General features: G+C 74.4%; 14 protein-coding genes. 8 read left to right on the top strand and 6 right to left on the bottom strand.

Going from position 1 to position 16,126, the window contains the following annotated elements:
* Positions 1 to 21: 21 nt before the first annotated feature.
* The 6 genes from OHA72_RS55290 (at position 22) to OHA72_RS55265 (ending at position 5,774) form a co-directional block, all read left to right on the top strand.
* Positions 22 to 618 carry a hypothetical protein gene (locus OHA72_RS55290; protein ID WP_327004135.1) on the top strand — a complete coding sequence of 199 codons (597 nt, stop codon included), beginning with the start codon at positions 22 to 24 and terminating at the stop codon, positions 616 to 618.
* Positions 619 to 633: 15 nt separating this feature from the next.
* Positions 634 to 1,086, top strand: coding sequence for a hypothetical protein (locus tag OHA72_RS55285; RefSeq protein WP_327004134.1), 453 nt, complete (start codon positions 634 to 636; stop codon positions 1,084 to 1,086).
* A gap of 161 nt (positions 1,087 to 1,247) precedes the next feature.
* Complete coding sequence (locus tag OHA72_RS55280; RefSeq protein ID WP_327004133.1) at positions 1,248 to 2,435, top strand: LCP family protein; 1,188 nt, start codon at positions 1,248 to 1,250, stop codon at positions 2,433 to 2,435.
* Between the two features lie 27 nt (positions 2,436 to 2,462).
* Positions 2,463 to 4,103, top strand: a complete 1,641-nt coding sequence (locus OHA72_RS55275; RefSeq protein ID WP_327004132.1) for a Na+/H+ antiporter — start codon at positions 2,463 to 2,465, stop codon at positions 4,101 to 4,103.
* Positions 4,104 to 4,125: 22 nt separating this feature from the next.
* Positions 4,126 to 4,392 carry an acylphosphatase gene (locus OHA72_RS55270; RefSeq protein WP_327004131.1) on the top strand — a complete coding sequence of 89 codons (267 nt, stop codon included), beginning with the start codon at positions 4,126 to 4,128 and terminating at the stop codon, positions 4,390 to 4,392.
* Positions 4,393 to 4,469: 77 nt separating this feature from the next.
* A complete protein-coding gene (locus OHA72_RS55265; RefSeq protein ID WP_327004130.1) occupies positions 4,470 to 5,774 on the top strand; it encodes an acyltransferase family protein in 1,305 nt (434 codons plus the stop codon).
* A 209-nt stretch (positions 5,775 to 5,983) separates the two neighbouring features.
* On the opposite strand, the gene OHA72_RS55260 is transcribed toward OHA72_RS55265, so the two are convergent.
* Both OHA72_RS55260 and OHA72_RS55255 read right to left on the bottom strand, forming a co-directional pair.
* Positions 5,984 to 6,625 (bottom strand): HEAT repeat domain-containing protein, encoded by a 642-nt coding sequence (locus OHA72_RS55260; protein WP_327004129.1) that lies wholly within the window; start codon positions 6,623 to 6,625, stop codon positions 5,984 to 5,986.
* Between the two features lie 891 nt (positions 6,626 to 7,516).
* Positions 7,517 to 8,611, bottom strand: coding sequence for a PucR family transcriptional regulator (locus tag OHA72_RS55255; protein WP_327004128.1), 1,095 nt, complete (start codon positions 8,609 to 8,611; stop codon positions 7,517 to 7,519).
* 127 nt (positions 8,612 to 8,738) lie between these two features.
* Between OHA72_RS55255 and OHA72_RS55250 the strand changes: the two genes are divergently transcribed.
* Positions 8,739 to 10,379 (top strand): FAD-binding dehydrogenase, encoded by a 1,641-nt coding sequence (locus tag OHA72_RS55250; RefSeq protein ID WP_327004127.1) that lies wholly within the window; start codon positions 8,739 to 8,741, stop codon positions 10,377 to 10,379.
* 28 nt (positions 10,380 to 10,407) lie between these two features.
* On the opposite strand, the gene OHA72_RS55245 is transcribed toward OHA72_RS55250, so the two are convergent.
* Together OHA72_RS55245 and ligD are read right to left on the bottom strand one after the other, a co-directional pair.
* The gene (locus OHA72_RS55245) at positions 10,408 to 10,902 is read right to left on the bottom strand and encodes a DinB family protein (protein WP_327004126.1); all 495 of its coding nucleotides are present in this window, start codon (positions 10,900 to 10,902) and stop codon (positions 10,408 to 10,410) included.
* A gap of 10 nt (positions 10,903 to 10,912) precedes the next feature.
* Positions 10,913 to 12,259: a non-homologous end-joining DNA ligase LigD gene (gene ligD, locus OHA72_RS55240; protein WP_327004125.1), complete on the bottom strand. Its 1,347-nt coding sequence runs from the start codon at positions 12,257 to 12,259 to the stop codon at positions 10,913 to 10,915.
* Between the two features lie 202 nt (positions 12,260 to 12,461).
* Here ligD and OHA72_RS55235 point away from each other — a divergent pair, with 202 nt between their 5' ends.
* Entirely contained in the window at positions 12,462 to 13,553 is a 1,092-nt protein-coding gene (locus OHA72_RS55235; RefSeq protein ID WP_327004124.1) for a BtrH N-terminal domain-containing protein, read from the top strand.
* Positions 13,554 to 13,626: 73 nt separating this feature from the next.
* On the opposite strand, the gene OHA72_RS55230 is transcribed toward OHA72_RS55235, so the two are convergent.
* Together OHA72_RS55230 and OHA72_RS55225 are read right to left on the bottom strand one after the other, a co-directional pair.
* A complete protein-coding gene (locus OHA72_RS55230; protein ID WP_327004123.1) occupies positions 13,627 to 15,432 on the bottom strand; it encodes a hypothetical protein in 1,806 nt (601 codons plus the stop codon).
* A 251-nt stretch (positions 15,433 to 15,683) separates the two neighbouring features.
* Positions 15,684 to 16,022, bottom strand: coding sequence for a PadR family transcriptional regulator (locus OHA72_RS55225; RefSeq protein ID WP_327004122.1), 339 nt, complete (start codon positions 16,020 to 16,022; stop codon positions 15,684 to 15,686).
* Positions 16,023 to 16,126 lie beyond the last annotated feature (104 nt).

Raw genomic sequence — 16,126 nt, 5'->3', positions numbered from 1 at the left:
GACCGTTCGAAGGAGCCCGTCATGGCCGCCATCCAGTACACCGACCGCGGCACCGCCGTGCGGGTCAGCCCGGCCGGCCGGGCGCTGACCGAGGCCGTCCTCGCCGCGCTCGACGCTCCGTCGATCCTCAACACCCAGCCGTGGCGCTGGCGCATCGACGGCGACACCGCGCAGCTGCGCGCCGACCGGTCCCGGCAGCTGGCCACGATCGACCCGGACGGGCGGCTGCTGACGCTCAGCTGCGGCGCCGCGCTGCACCACGTCCGGGTCGCGCTGGCCGCCGACGGTGTCGCCGCCGAGGTGGCGTACCTGCCCGACGGCGACGATCCCGACCTGCTCGCCACCGTGCACCCCGCCGGCGCCGTGGAGCGCGGCGCCCAGGCGCAGCGGCTGCGCCGGGCGATGAGCATCCGGCGCACCGACCGGCGGCCGTTCGCCGACCAGGACGTGCCCGAGGCCGCCCTCGACCGGCTGCGGGCCGCCGCCGCCGCCCGGCGCCGATCTGCACCTGGTGCGCCCGCGGGACCAGGTCGACGTCGTCGTCGCCGCGGGCCACGCGGCCGACGTCGAGCGCGAGGACCCGGCGTACCGGGCGGAGCTCGCGGCCTGGGTCCGTGACGGCGCCGCCGACGGGTGCCGCCGCAGACCGCCGCGGCGGGCGGGCCGCGCCCGGTGCCGATCCGCGACTTCACCGGGACCGCCGAGCCCGCCAGCGTCTACGCGGGCGGCGAGGTCGCCGACCGCCACGCCCGCTACGCGGTGCTGGTCACCGGCGGCGACCTGGCCCGCGACTGGATCGCCGCGGGGGAGGCGCTGTCCGCGGTGCTGCTCACCGCCGCCGGCGACGGCCTGGCCGCCTCGCCGATGAGCGATCTCGTCGAGGTCGTGCCGGCCCGCGCGATGCTGCGCCGGATGCTCGGCGACGTCGGCCACCCCGCGATGGTCGTGCGCATCGGCGTGCCGGGCCGTGCCGAACCGGCTCCCGTGTCGCCCCGGCGACCGTCCGTGGCCGCCGTCGAGGTCGTCGCCGAGCCGGTCGCGGTCGTCGACGTCGACGACGACGGAGGTGATGGGAATCGGGCGTGACCATTGCCACACTCGTGCCCGGTCCAGCAGGTGAATGCACGGAGAACAGTGGAAACTCGGCGGCGCTATCGTCGGAGGCGGCCGACCCGAGAAGCGGGAACGCAACGTTGCACGCCCCGGTTCCGTCTTCAGCATGAGATCGACGGTCGGAAGGGCGTGTGGTGGCGAAGAAGCGCAAGGATCCGCTGTGGGCGAAGCTGCTGCTCTGGCTCGGCGCGCTGTTGCTCGTCGCCAGCGGCGGCGGGCTGATCAGCGGCAAGCTGCTGCTGGACCACTACAGCGACGAGATCACCCATCCCGGCGGTCTCGGCGCGGCCGCGGCCGAGGGCAACAGCATCGACGGCCCGATCAACCTGCTGCTGGTGGGCATCGACGAGCGCGTCAACAACACCGAGATGGGCGTCCGCGCCGACTCGATCATCATCGCGCACGTGCCGGCCAGCCACGACGCCGTCTACCTCACCTCGATCCCGCGGGACACGAAGGTCAGGATCCCGCCGCACCCGAAGACGAAGTTCGTGGGCGGCACCGACAAGATCAACGCCGCGTTCCAGGGCGGCTTCCAGAACGGCGGCGGCCGCGTCGGCGGCCTCGAGCTGCTCGCCGAGACCGTCAGCACCCTGGCCGGCGGCCTGAAGTTCAAGGGCGCCGCGATCGTCAACTTCGACGGCTTCAAGGGCCTGGTCGACGCGATCGGCGGCGTGCACATGTGCGTCGACGAGCGGGTCATCTCCATCCACACCGGCTGGAACACCAAGACCGGGAAGGAAGGCCCGCCCTACAACTTCGTCAACGACCTGCCCACCAGCCTCAAGCCCAACATGCGCCCCCAGATCTACGAGGTCGGCTGTTACGACATGGCGGCCTGGGAGGCCCTGGACTACGTGCGGCAGCGCGACATGCTCGCCAACAACGACGGCGACTACGGCCGGCAGCGCCACCAGCAGCAGTTCATCAAGGCGATGGTGAAGAAGGCGACCAGCGCGGGGGTCATCACCAACCCGCTGAAGGTCGCCGAGATGCTCAACAAGATGGGCGACGCCGTCTCGTTCTACAACAACAAGATCGAGCTCACCGACTGGATCTTCACCCTCAAGGGCATCGACCCGGACAAGATGGTGACGCTCAAGGTGAACAACGGCGACTTCCATTCCGAGACGGTCGGCGGGAAGTCCTACGAGATCCTCGACGACACCGCCAAGGAGCTCCTGGCCGCGATCATCCGCGACGAGGTCGGCCCGTTCGTCGCGCTGCACCCCGAGATCGTCAACAACAACGCCGACCAGGCCGCCGTCTCACCGACCACGACCCCGACGAAATCACCGTCCGTGAAGGCTTCGACCCGGTAACGGTCTTGCACCCCTGACAATGGAGTGGTGGGTGCCGAGACGCTGCTGCTGTTCATCCTCGCCGCGGTAGCGGTCGTGGTCGGGGTGCGCTGGTTCGCCGGGCGGACCGGCCTGCCGGCCGCGGCGATCCTGCCCGTCCTCGGCATCACCTATGCGGTGCTGCCCGGCCCCAACGTCGCGCTCGAGCCGGAGATCGTGCTCACGTTCGTCCTGCCGCCGCTGCTGTACAGCGCCGCCCTGGACTCCTCGCTGCTGGCCATCCGGCGCAACGTCCGCATCGTGGTGAGCCTGTCGGTGATCCTGGTGCTCATCACGGCCCTCGCGATCGGCTACGGCTTCCACCACCTGGTCGCGGGCGCGACCCTCGCCGCCGGCATCGCGGTCGGCGCCGCCGTCGCCCCGCCGGACCCGGTCGCCGCCCTCGCCGTGGGGCGCAAGGTCGGCCTGCCGCAGCGGCTCGTCACCATCATCCAGGGCGAGGGCCTGCTCAACGACGCCACCGCCCTGACCATCCTGAGCTTCGCGTCCGCCGCCGTCGTCGGCGGCGGCTTCTCCGCGTCCGCGGCGGTGGTCAAGTTCGTCGTCGCGGCCGCCGGTGGCGCCGCGGCCGGCGCCGCCATCGCCTACCTGGTCCACCTGCTGCGGCCGGTCACCCGCGACCCGATGGCCGCCAACGCGATCTCCCTCGCCACCCCGTTCGCCGCGTACCTGCTCGGCGAGCACCTGCACGTCTCCGGCGTCCTCGCGGTCGTCGTCGCCGGGCTCGTCGTCGGCCACCACGCCCCCCGCACCGCGTCCGGCGCCAGCCGCCTGCAGACCAACGCCGTCTGGCGCCTCGTCGACTTCCTGCTCGAAGGCTTCGTGTTCCTGCTCATCGGCCAGCAGCTGCCGGAGGTGATCCGCGGGCTGCGGCAGTACGACACGTCCACGGTCGTCATCGCGGTCTCCGTGTCCGTCGGCGCGGTGCTGCTCATCCGCCCGCTGTGGCTGCTGCTGACCCAGTCGCTGCCCCGGTCGCTGCACTCACGGCTGGGCACCGGGCAGCACTCCGACAAGCTCACCGGCCGGGAGGTGATCGCCCTGAGCTGGGCCGGGACCCGCGGCGTCATCAGCCTCGCCGCCGTGTTCACACTGCCCCGCATCACCCCCGACCGGGACCTGCTGCTCTTCTGCACCCTGGCCGTGGTCCTGGTGACCCTGGTGGGGCAGGGCCTCACGTTCGCCCCGCTGGTGCGCCGCCTCGGCCTGCGCGCCGACGCGGTCGACGAGGCCCGCCTGCGCAACGAGGCCCGCTCGGCGTCGGTCCGTGCGGCCCTCGACCGCCTCGACGACCTCGAGCGGGACCGCCGCGAAGACCCCGACGCCGGCGATCCCGGGATCGACGCCAGCGAGGCTGAGGCGATCCAGACCATGCGGGGGCTGCTCGCCCAGCGGCTGGCCCGCTACCAGGGCCGCATCGACCTGCTGCAGAGCGCCGAGTCCCCGGAGATGCCGGTGTCGCCGCGGTACGAGGCGGCCCTGCGCATCCGCCGTGCCGCGATGGACGCCCAGCGTGAGGAGCTGCTGCGCTGGCGTGACGCCGGCACCCTCCCCGACGAGGGCCTGCGCGTCCTGGAACGGGAGCTCGACCACGAGGAGCGGCTCCTGCCCGACCGGCCGTCGTCGTGACGCCGGCGGGTACCGTCGCAGGATGGAGCGCAGGCGGGTGCTGGTGTCGGGGCGGGTCCAGGGCGTCTACTACCGCGACACGTGCCGGCGGGTCGCGGCCGGCGCGGGCGTCGGCGGCTGGGTGCGCAACCTCGCCGACGGCCGGGTCGAGGCGGTCTTCGAAGGACCACCGGAGGCGGTCGACCGGCTTGTCGCGTGGACCTGGCACGGCCCCACCGAGGCGTCCGTGACCGGCGTCGAGGTCCACGAGGAGACCCCGGAGGGCCTGGCGGTCTTCGCCATCCTCTGACACCGGGTAGCGGTACTCAGGAGGATTGAGCAGCAGCACCGATCCGTTCCGCTCGCGCCGGCGGGACGCTGGACGGCATGCGTGAGCTCCAGTCCACCGCGGTGACCCGGGACCGCTACGTCGACCTGCTCCGGGTGCTCTCCCTGGGCGTCGTCGTCCTGGGCCACTGGCTGATGGCGGTCGTCGCGGTCGGCGACGACGGGGTCGCCCGCGCCGGCAACGTCCTGGCCTTCGTCCCCGCCCTGCAACCGGCGACCTGGCTGCTGCAGGTTATGCCGGTGTTCTTCCTCGTCGGCGGGTTCTCCCACGCCGTGGCGTGGTCGTCGGTACGCCGCCAGGGCGGACGCTATGCGGACTTCGTCCGCTCCCGGGCCGGGCGGCTGCTGCGCCCGACGGCGGCCTTCGCGGCGGTGTGGCTGGTCCTGGCGCTCGGCATCGAGCTCGCCGGCGCCGACCGCGGCGTGCTGCGCCTCGCCACCCGGGTCGTCGCCCAGCCGCTGTGGTTCATCGGCGTGTACCTCGGCGTGGTCGCCCTCGCCCCGCTCATGCTCCGGCTGCACCACTGGGCCGGGCGCCTCGCGCCGCTGGTCCCGGTGGCGCTCGGCGCGGCGGCCGTGGCCGTGGATGTGGCCCGGTTCGGCTACGGCGTGCCCTTCATCGGCTTCGCCAACGTCGCGTTCGTCTGGCTCGCCGTGCACCAGGCCGGCTTCCTGTATGCCGACGGCTCCCTGCGGCACGGCCTCGCCCTGGCGGGCACGGGCCTCGCCGGCACCGTCGCGCTGACCACGGCCGGCGGGTACCCGACCTCGATGGTGGGGGTGCCCGGCGAGCGGGTGTCGAACATGTCCCCGCCCACCGTCGCGCTGCTCGCCTGCGCGGTGCTGCAGATCGGCCTGGTGCTGCTCGCCCGGGGGCCGGTGACGCGGTGGCTGCAGCGTCCCGCCGTCTGGCGGGGCGTGGTCACCGCCAACGGCCTGTCGATGACGACGTTCCTGTGGCACCTCACCGGCATGTTCGTGATCGGCGCCGGCGCCCTCGCCCTCGGCGTCGCCCAGCCCCCGGCCGGCTCGGCGGCGTGGTGGCTGTGGCGGCCGGTGTGGATCGCGCTGCTGCTGGTCCCGACCGCGGCGCTGGTGGTCCTGTTCCGCCGCGCGGACCGTCCCCGGCCGGCCTGGGTGCCGTCCGCCGGCGCCGCGGCCCGGCGCCACCGGACCCCGCTCGCCGCCGCCGGCATGCTCCTGTGCACCGCCGGCGTGCTCGGCGTCTCGGCGGTCGGGTTCGGCGGCGTGCTCGCCGGGCGCACCGCCACGCTGATCGTCGTGCCGGTCACCCCGCTGGCGTCGGTGCTGCTCTCGCGGCCGGTGCCGGCCTGCTCCGCCTGACCCGCCCCGGCCTGCGGGTGCCGGCGCCGTAGGGTCCGCCGTCGGTGCTGTTCGTCGCGGTCGGTGCCGGCCTGCTCCGCCCGGCCCGCCCCGGCCTGCGGGTGCCGGCGCCGTAGGGGTCCGCCGTCGGTGCTGTTCGTCGCGGTCGGTGCCGGCCTGCTCCGCCCGGCCCGCCCCGGCCTGCGGGTGCCGGCGCCGTAGGTCCGCGCTCAGGAGTCCGGGTCGGACCCTGCTCCGGACGCCAGCCACCGCACGTGCGGGTCCGGGTCGGTCAGGAGCCTCGCGACGGTGCCGGCGATCCGGGTGGGGTCGACCCCCATCTCGACGACCAGGCCGTAGATCGCGTAGCCGCGGACATCGTCGTCCTCGTCGCCGGTCAGCACCTCCATCGCCGTGACCGCCGCGTCGCCGGCCGCGCCGGGATCGACCACGCACGGGATGTTCGCCGCGACGTGGAACCGCACGAAGTCGTCGGGGTGGCCCGCGAGCCGCACCAGGACCGGCAGCGCCTGCGCCATCCCGTGGTAGCCGGCGGCGGACACGACCCAGCCCAGCACGACCGGGTCCTGCTCGTGCTCGAGCATCTCCATGAGCAGCGGCGCGTTGCCCAGCCGCAGCGCCGCCGCCTCCGGGGCGTGGCGCCCCACCTCACGCAGCACCCTGACGCCGAGCTCCCGCCGCGCGGGGTCGGCGTCGCGGGTGAGGGCCCTGGCGGTCTCGAACACCTCCGGCGTCGGCCGCCCGTGCAGCGCCAGCAGGTGGTCGTAGTGCCACTCCGGGTCGTCGTCCTCGACCTCGGCCAACGCGCCGTCGAACAGCTCCGCCGTCGTCCGCTCGTTCACTGGTACCACGGCGCTCAATATAGGGTGCGGCCTCAGTCGCGCAGTGAGCGACCGGCAACAGGGCGCGGCGGCCGCGAAGTCGCCCCACGACGCTGCCCCGCCCCAGCGCTCACGTCCAAGCGCGAGACGAGCACGATCCTGCGACGAAGATTGGTGTTTGCCGTCGTTGGGTGTCGCCGCGGCTGGCGGGCAGCCGACGGACGATCTTGCGACCGTGATCGAAGGACGGCGGTGGTCGTTCCAGTGGCCAGGGGCGTCTTTCGATCAAACGGGGCGGGGAAAGGTCGCTGTCTGGAGCGTGGTACCCACCGGTCCAGTCATCGATGGTCGCGAACTTCGCAGCGATCCGGGAGGCGCTGGCACCACTCGGTACGGCGCAGTGGCGGGGTGGCGGCCCGCGCATGGCAGTGTTCCTGCCGGTGGCCGCGGTTCGGTGCCAGCGGACGATCTTGCGGGCGTGATCAATGGACAGCGGTGGTCGTCCCGGTGGCCAGGGGCGTCCTTCGATCAAGCGGCCGGGGTGAAGATCGCCGCCTGGAGTGTGGTGCTGTCCGGTCCAGTCATCGATTCCGATCACTTCTCCGTGATCACGGAACTTCACTGGGTGCTGGGCGCCACCGAAGTTCTGCGATCACGGGGGTCCGGGGCAGGGCCGGGTGCGCGACCTGCGTGCCTCACGCGCCTGCACACCTGGACTCGATCTTGTCGTCGTGATCGAAGTCGCCCCGCGGCCGTCCGCGCGACCGGTACCCGACTTCGATCAACCACAAGATCCACCCGGGGGCGCGGCACGGACTCAAGGGGCCGCGACGGGCATCGGCAGGCGGCCCGCATGCGTCGTCGCAGCGCACGGCCTGGGTATGCGCCCAGGGATGTGTCACGCATGGTGATCTTGACCAATCAGAGCAGGCCGAGGTGGAGGGCGAGGCGTTCGTCGGGGTCGTCGAGGCGGGAGCCGTAGGCGTCGCGGAGTTTGCGGAGGCGGTAGCGGACGGTCTGCGGGTGGGTGTGCAGGGCCTCGGCCGTCGGGATGACCTGGCCCTGGCAGCGCAGCCAGGCGAGCAGCGTCTCGGCGAGGACCTCGCGGGACGCCGGGGTCGCCGAGGCGAGCGGGGCCAGGGCGCGGGCGGTGAGGCGGTCCGCGACGCCGGGCTCCCAGGCGGTGAGCAGCGTGACCAGGTGGTCGTCGCAGCCGATGACGCCGTCGGGCAGGGTGCCGGACTGCTGCAGTTGCAGGGCGCGGCGCGACAGGCGGTGCGAGACACGGGCCCGCCGCAGCTCCGTCTCCGGGCCCACCGCCGCACGGCGTCCGGTGAGGCCGCGGGCGACGGCGCCCGGCAGGACGGTGGCGGCGCGGGAGGGCACGACGAGGCTGGTGGCGCCGTCGATGACGGTGGCGATGGCGCCGGCGCCGACGGCTCGGGCGAGGTGTTCGGCGTCGGTGCCCTCGACGCTGACGACGGTCACCGCCGCCGGCAGCGGCCAGCGGGCCGCCTCGCCCGCGGCGTGCAGGGCGGTGTCGGTGGGCGGGTCGGGCTGCACCAGCAGGGTGATCAGGCGGCGCCGGAGCAGGGCCCAGTCGTGCGCGGCGTCCTGCTGCTCGTCCAGGTAGCCTTCGGCGGCGGCGCCGGCGAGCATGTCGACGTAGCCGAAGAGGGCGTGCGCCACGGCGGACAGGTCGGCGCGGTCGAGGGGCGAGGCCGGGTCGCTGACGGCGGACCAGATGGCGCGGGCGCCGACGGTGAGCACGGAGCGCAGCGCGTCGATGCGGTGGCCTTCGCGATACTCGGTGCGGCCGAACTCGTGGAACGCGGCCCGGGTGCGGGTCAGGTCGCCGCCGGCGACGAAGGTGTCGACGAACGCGTCGACGGCGGTCTCGACCCCGACGGTGAGGCCGCGGCCCTGCCCGCCGGTCAGTGACCGGCCCTGGTCGAGCATCGCCGCGCTGACCGTGGCCAGGGTGTGCTCGTGCAACCGGCCACGCAGACCGCGCAAGCGGTCCCGGACCGTCGGGCTGAGGTCGACCGTACACCTCCCGGAATTGTCACCGCGGTGACAAAATGATGCCGAGATTCTGCTCCCGGCGCCACGATTCTCGCATGCTGGTGCCTAGTCTGAGGGCGTGGATGCAGATGTGATCGTGGTCGGTGCCGGACTGGCGGGGCTGGTCGCGGCGGCCGAGGTCGCCGACGCCGGCAAGCGGGTGATCCTGCTGGAGCAGGAGCCGCCGCAGAGTCTCGGCGGGCAGGCGTTCTGGTCGTTCGGCGGGTTGTTCCTGGTCGACTCGCCGGAGCAGCGCCGCATGGGCATCAAGGACTCCGTCGATCTAGCCTGGCAGGACTGGCTCGGCAGCGCCGCGTTCGACCGTGACGAGGACCTGTGGCCGCGCCGGTGGGCGGAGGCATACGTGCAGTTCGCCGCCGGTGAGAAGCGCTCCTGGCTGCGGGCCATGGGCCACCGGCTGTTCCCGGTCGTCGGGTGGGCCGAGCGCGGTGGCGGCCCCGCCGACGGGCACGGCAACTCGGTGCCCCGCTTCCACATCACGTGGGGCACCGGGCCGGGCGTCGTCGAGCCGTTCGCCAAGCGGGTCGGGGCGAGCCCGCTCGTCGAGCTCCGCTTCCGCCACCGCGTCGACGGCCTGGTGAAGACCGGCGGCGTGGTCACCGGGGTCCGCGGGTCCACACTGGAGCCCAGCGACGTCCAACGTGGACAGACGAGCTCGCGCGAGGTCACCGGCGCGTTCGAGCTGACCGCGCAGGCCGTCATCGTCACGTCCGGCGGCATCGGCGGCGACCACGACCTGGTGCGCAAGGCGTGGCCGGCCCGGCTCGGCGCGCCGCCGAAGCGCATGGTCGCCGGCGTCCCGGCGCACGTCGACGGCCGGATGCTCGGCATCACCGAGGCCGCCGGCGGGCAGATCATCAACCCCGACCGGATGTGGCACTACACCGAGGGCCTGCAGAACTGGGACCCGGTCTGGCCCAACCACGGCATCCGCATCCTGCCGGGCCCGTCGTCGCTGTGGCTGGACGCGACCGGCAAGCGCCTTCCGGCGCCCCTCTACCCGGGCTTCGACACCCTCGGCACCCTCAAGCACCTGATGGCGACGGGGCACGACTACAGCTGGTTCGTGCTCACCCAGAAGATCATCGAGAAGGAGTTCGCGCTGTCGGGGTCGGAGCAGAACCCGGACCTGACCAACCGCAGCGTCCGGCAGGTGCTGCAGCGGGTCCGCCCCGGCGCGCCCGCCCCGGTCGAGGCGTTCAAGCGCAACGGCGCCGACTTCGTGGTGGCGCCCACCGTGGAGAAGCTCGTGGCGGGCATGAACGGTCTGGTCGGCGAGGAGCTGCTGTCCGCGCCGGACGTGCGGGCCGTCATGGAGGCCCGGGACCGGCAGCTGACGAACCCGTTCGGCAAGGACGCGCAGATCACCGCGATCCGGGGTGCCCGCGCGTACCGCGGCGACAAGCTCATCCGCGTCGCCACCCCGCACCGGCTGCTCGACCCGAAGGCGGGCCCGCTCATCGCCGTGCGCCTCAACATCCTGACCCGCAAGACCCTCGGCGGCCTGCACACCGACCTGTCCGCCCGGGTCCTGCAGGACGACGGCACCCCACTGCCCGGCGTGTACGCGGCCGGCGAGGCCGCCGGGTTCGGCGGTGGCGGCATGCACGGGTACAACTCCCTCGAAGGGACGTTCCTGGGCGGCTGCCTGTTCTCCGGCCGGGTCGCGGGGCGGGCAGCGGCGGCCGCGGTCGCCTAGCTCGGCCGGGCGTGGCGGGCCGCCGGCCTCACCGGCCGGTGGTGCCGTCGATCAGCTCCCGCAGGATGTCGGCGTGCCCGGCGTGGCGGGCCGTCTCGCTGGTCACGTGCGCCACCACCCACCGCAGCGTCAGGTGTCGGCCGTCGACCGCGCGGGCGGCGGGCGTGTCGGGGTCGCCGATCGCGCGGACGATCTCGTCGCTGCGCGCGACCGCCGCACGGTAGTCGTCCAGCACCTGCGCGGCGTCCCGATCCGGTGGCACGTCCATGCCGAAGTCCCACTCCCGGTCGGGGCCCTCCCCGGCGAGGTGATACCCGAACCAGTACCGCTCGCCCACGGCCAGGTGGTGGACCAGCCCCAGCAGCGTGGTCCCGGTGGCCACGAGGACCCGCCGCAACTGCTCGTCGCTCAGCCCCTCGGTCTTGATGAGCACCGACTCCCGCGCGAACGTGAGAAACGCCAGTGCCGTGTCCAGCTCGCCGCCGTCGTTGCGCGGCACCGGCCGCCGCTGCGTCTCCGCCATGCCATCGACCCTACGGCTCCACCCGGTCCAGCGCTGGCAAGGGCCGCGGCGGGCCGAGGACGGCGGCGAACGGGTCGCCGCCGCGGTCCGGGACGGTGCGGATCGTGAATGCGTCCGGGGTCAGCGCCGGGTCGTCCAGCTCGTCCCAGCCGATCGGGGCCGACACCGGCGCGCCGGGAGCGGCGAGCGGGCTGTAGGGCGCGACGACCGACGGCCCGCCCGCCGTGCCGGGCCGGCCCAGCTCGGGCACGACCGCCGCGATCGAACGGGTGAGCGCGTCGATCCAGCCGCCGGCGTCGCCGGCGGCCGGCACCCAGAGCTCGATGCCCCGCGCGCCGGTGACCTTCGCGCCCGCGGTGACGCCGAGGTGTTCGAACGCGGTCCGGTACAGCCGGGCGAGCACCAGCTGATCCGCCCACGCGGTGCCGTGACCCAGCTCGATCACCGCGAACCCGGCCGCCGGCACGTGCCACTCCAGCGCGTCGACGCTCGCCGCCCACACCAGGGCGGCGGGTTCGGTGACGGTCAGGGAGGTGAGCCAGGGCGGCGCCCACCGCGGCGGCCGGCGCTGCCACGACCCGGTGGAGCCGGCGCCGCCCGGGAAGCGGCGCAGGGCGAGCGCGCGACCGGTCACGTACGGCAGCACGGTCGGCGCCAACCGGGTGGTGTACCGCAGCAGCTCCCGCCTCGTGACCGGCGCCTGCCCCGGCAACGGCGGGAACAGCACCTTGTCCGGTGTGCTCACCCGCAGGTCACGGCCGAAGACGTGCCACGTGTCGCCGTCGCGGACCTCCTCCAGCGCGCGCAGCTCCTCCCGGCTCGCCTTCAGTGGGCGCGCGCCGGTGTGCGGGTCCCACAGCCGGTCCGGGTCGGCGAGCACCTCGTCGCTCGTCCGTCCACTGAGGACGGACCGCGGGTGCTCCTCCGGATCCCAGCCGTCCACGGCGTGCTCGTCGCGCTTGTGCAGCAGCAACCAGTCGTCCTTCCCGGACCCCTGCCGCCGCGTGCGGATCAGCACGAACGTGCCGCGGAGCTTGTCGCCGTGCAGCCGCGCGTGCAGCTCCCCGGCGGCGACCGCGGCGGCCGGGTCCGGGTCCTTGGTCGGCTCCCACGTGCCGGCGTCCCACACGATGACGTCGCCGCCGCCGTACCCACCCGCGGGGATGACCCCCTCGAAGTCGATGTAGTCCATCGGGTGGTCCTCGACGTGGAACGCGGCCCGCCGCACCTTCGGGTCCAGGGTCGGCCCCTTCGGCACCGCCCAGCTGACCAGCACCCCGTCGATCTCGAGCCGGAAGTCGTAGTGCAGCCGCGTCGCCCGGTGCCGCTGCACCACGAACCGCCGCTCACCAGCCACTACGGTATGGTGACATGTGGCGCCGCCGCGCGCCGTACTCCCTGACCGGTGGCCCACGCCCACCGGCGGTGCGGGGGAGAAGGTGGTCTCATGCCATCGCGGTCAGCTCGTGCACGGCCGGTCCACCACCCGACCCGCACGACGGTCGCCGGCTCGCCGCGTGGGCATGCGAGGCGGCCCGACCGTCGGTGAGGCAGCCGTGATGACCGACCACAAGCATCTCAAGCGACTCGTCCGGGAGCGCAGCGCCCGCACGGGGGAGTCCTACACCACCGCCCGCCGCCACGTCCTGGCCGCACGCCCGCACGGGACCGTCCGGCACCAGCCGAGCGACCTGGTGCGGCAGCTGCTGCCCGCCGGCACCGACCTGAGCGAGCCGATGCTCTGCGGCCTCGGCGGCGGCATCGGCTTCCTGGCCGCCGTCTTCGACTACCGCGGCATGCCACCGATCCTCACCATCGTCGCCCAGCACCACCCCGCGCCCTGGGCGCCCACGGTCCTGGACCGGCTCGGGATCGCGTTCACCGAGGCGCACAGCACCTCCCCGGCCGCCGCACTGAAGGCCCTGCGATCCTCCCTCGCGCTCGGACGGCCGGTGTACTGCACCGTCTCCGCCGCCCGCCTGCCCTGGCGGGCCGTGACCGTGCCCGTGGACGCAGACCCGTACGGCGTCGTCGTCACCGGCGAGGACGGCTCCGGGTTCGCCGTGCACGACGCCGGCCCGCACCGGCTGCCGGTGGACGGGTTCCTCGACGCGTGGTCCGCCCACCGCAAGGGCCGCCACCACCGTCTCGTCGTCACCGGCGCGGCACCGACCGTGGCCCTGGACGCCGCCGTCATCGCCGCGACCGCGGAGACGGCCGCCCACCTGACCGGCCCGGTCCTCGGCAACGCGTTCGACGCCAACGTCGGCTTCGCCGGCATGACCCGCCTCGCCGCGCAGCTGCGCGACACGAGGACCAGGACCGGCTTCACCCGCCGGTTCGCGTCACCGGAAGCGTTCGCGTTCGTGCTGCGCCGGGTGCACGAGTGCCTCGAAGCGCAGTACACGGCGCCCGGCGCCACCCGCCCGATCTACGCCGACTTCCTGGACGAGGCGGCGGCGGTGACGTCCCGGCCCCGGCTCGCGGAGGCCGCCGCGGCGTTCCGGACCTCGGCCGCGGTGTGGTCGGCGATGTCGGCGACGGCGTGGGAGCCGGATGGATCGGAGCCGGCGGCGGTGTTCGCCGTGCTTGCGGACCTTCTCGATGAGGCTCGCGCCGTGGAAGAGGCCGCTGTGGATCTGCTGCGCTGACCCTTTTACGGGCATGACGAGCACCGCACGCGAACCTGGATCGGAGGCAATCAGCGCATCGGCAAAAGGATGGCTACAGACCCACCGGATCCGGGCAGGCAGGGACGGGCTGCTGCCCGGCAGCCGGATCGGCGCGGACCAGCGTCCGGCCGGCCACCACGCCGACCCCTACCGCCAGCACCACCGCGCCCGGCAGCAGCGACAGCCCGTCGGCCGCCCAGCTGCTGCCGGCCACCGCGAACAACACGTTCGCCACGAAGATCGACAGCAGCAGCGCCAGGGCGACGACCAGCGCGCTGAGCACCGGGCTCGCCAGGACCAGCGTGGTCCACAGGGCCGTTCGGCGCGGACCCCTCAGCGTCCCGGCGGTCAGCACCATCAGCGGCGCGGCGAGCAGCATGCCGGCCGCGGTGACGTCGTTGGACACGCCGGCGCCCGTCGCGGCGCCGCACGCGCCGAGCAGCAGCGCGGGGACGGCACCGTGCACGGCGAGCCGCCGCACGGACGGCCGCACCGGGCGGGCCGCCGCGGCGGCGTGCGCGGCCACGACCGCGAAGGTCGCGGCCAGGAGCGCCGTCGCCCCCGCGAGGCCGAGCGGCAGGAACGGATGGTTGACCGCCGGCGTGCCCTGCCCGAACAGGATCGGCCCGCAGCAGGCGGCGGTGACCGCCGTCCACACGAGGCGGCGGCGGGCGACCAGCGCGTCCACGCCGTGCCGCCGGCCGGCGACCTGCCAGGCGAGCGCCGCCGCGACCGCCGCCACGGCGAGGGCGGTCCGCAGCCCACCGGGGCCCGCGGCGCCGGCGCGGGCGAGGATGCCGTCGGCGACCAGCAGAATGACGGTCTGCAGCGCCGCGGCGAGCGACGCGCCCCGCCGGTCGGCCGCGGCGAGCAGCAGGCCGAGGGCGGCGAGGGTGATGCCCGCCCAGCGCAGCTCGGCCCCCCACATGTACAGCTCGCCGTCGCCGCCGGGCATCGGCGCGCTCTGTCCGATCAGCGGCAGCTCGGGGGTGAGGACCGCGAGGGTGTACGCCCACGTGAGCAGCCCCGCCAGCAGCGACACGACACCGGCCACGGCAGCGGCCGGCAGCGGTCGCAGCCGCGTGGGCGCGGCATCGGGCAGCGGCGCCGGGCGGCGCGGCCTCGGTCGCGCCGCGCCCAGCCCGTATCCCAGTGCCAGCCCGGTGAACAGCAGCAGGTGGACCGGAAACGTGCTGGTCGCGTTGAGCAGCGCGGCGCCATCGGGCGTCTGCTGTGACATGACGAGGTCGGACCAGGCCCGGCCGGACACGAGGTCGGGCGCCCAGGACAGCGCGGCCGGCAGGCCCGCCCCGGACGGCAGCACCGCCGCGGTGACCGCCAGCTCCACGACCAGCGGCGTGCCGACCGCGGCGAGCAGCCCCGCCAGCCACCACCGCCCGCGCCGCCGTGACAGCCGCACGACGGCGACGGCCAGGGCCGCGGCCAGCAGGGCCCACGCCGTCGCGGCGGCGCCGAGGCCGCCGGCAAGGGCGGGGTTGCCCAGGCCGGTCATGCTCTGCATCGCGATCGTCAGCACGGCGAACGCGACCGCCAGCGCGGCGGGTGCGACGGCCGCCGGGCCGGCGCCGGCCAGTCGCCGCAGGCCGGTCCATTGCACGGGCATGCGGCGGCCGACCCACACCGCGAGAAGCGAGAGGATCAGCAGCGCCGGCACCGACGTCACGGTCGCGACGTCGGTGCCGGCCGGCCAGCCGACCTGCACACCGCACAGGCCCAGGAGCCACTCCGCGGCGCCCCGCAGGACGCTGCCGCCCGGGCCGGCCGCCAGCACGCCGAAGACCGCCAGCACCGCCATCGGCTGCAGCGCGCGACTCACCTCGGGCAGGCCCTCCGCCATCCGCGGGGCACGCCCGACTCGTCCTCGACCGGGGACGCGGCGGCCAGGCTGAACGCGAACCGCAGCTGACCGAGCGCCCGCCGGCCGCACCGCTGCCCGGCTCGGAGCGCAGCTCGTGCAGCTCGGCGGCCCACTCCCGGCCTGCTCCTCGCGCACCTCGGCGGGCCACCGCCGCGCCGCCACCCGGAGCAGCGCCTCGGCGATCCGGTCCGCAACCGGCCCATCGCCCCCGTCGCCCCCGTCGCCGGTCGTCACGCCGCCCCCGTTGCAGTCCTCGGCGTGACGACCGTGCCCGCAGGGCCGGCACCCGGTGCCAGCCGCGCGAACAGCTCCGCGACGGCCATGCGTGCCGCGACCGCACCATCAGGGCTCAACCGGTAATAGCGCCGGGCCGGGCGCGCGGCGGCGACCGGATCGACCTCTTCCCAGCGCGCGTCCACCCAACCGGCCCGCTGCAGCCGCAGCAGGATCGGATAGAGCGTGCCGCTCGGATGCCCGGTCGCCCGCATGAGGTCCAGGCCGTAGCGGTCCGCGCCGGGATCGGCGAGGAACGCCGACAGCACCTTCGCCACCGCCGCGGTCGTGCGCACGTCTGCCACCACATCCGGCACTCTACATAGGGCTCAGCAGTTTCTCTACATAGCCCGAGGCAGTTCCTCATGCATAGCCCGAGGCAGTTCCTTTCCATGGCCGA

It is taken from the genome of Dactylosporangium sp. NBC_01737, assembly GCF_035963215.1.
GTDB lineage: Bacteria > Actinomycetota > Actinomycetes > Mycobacteriales > Micromonosporaceae > Dactylosporangium.
Note: the sequence above shows the minus strand (reverse complement) of the source record. Positions and strands in the feature narration are given on the sequence as shown.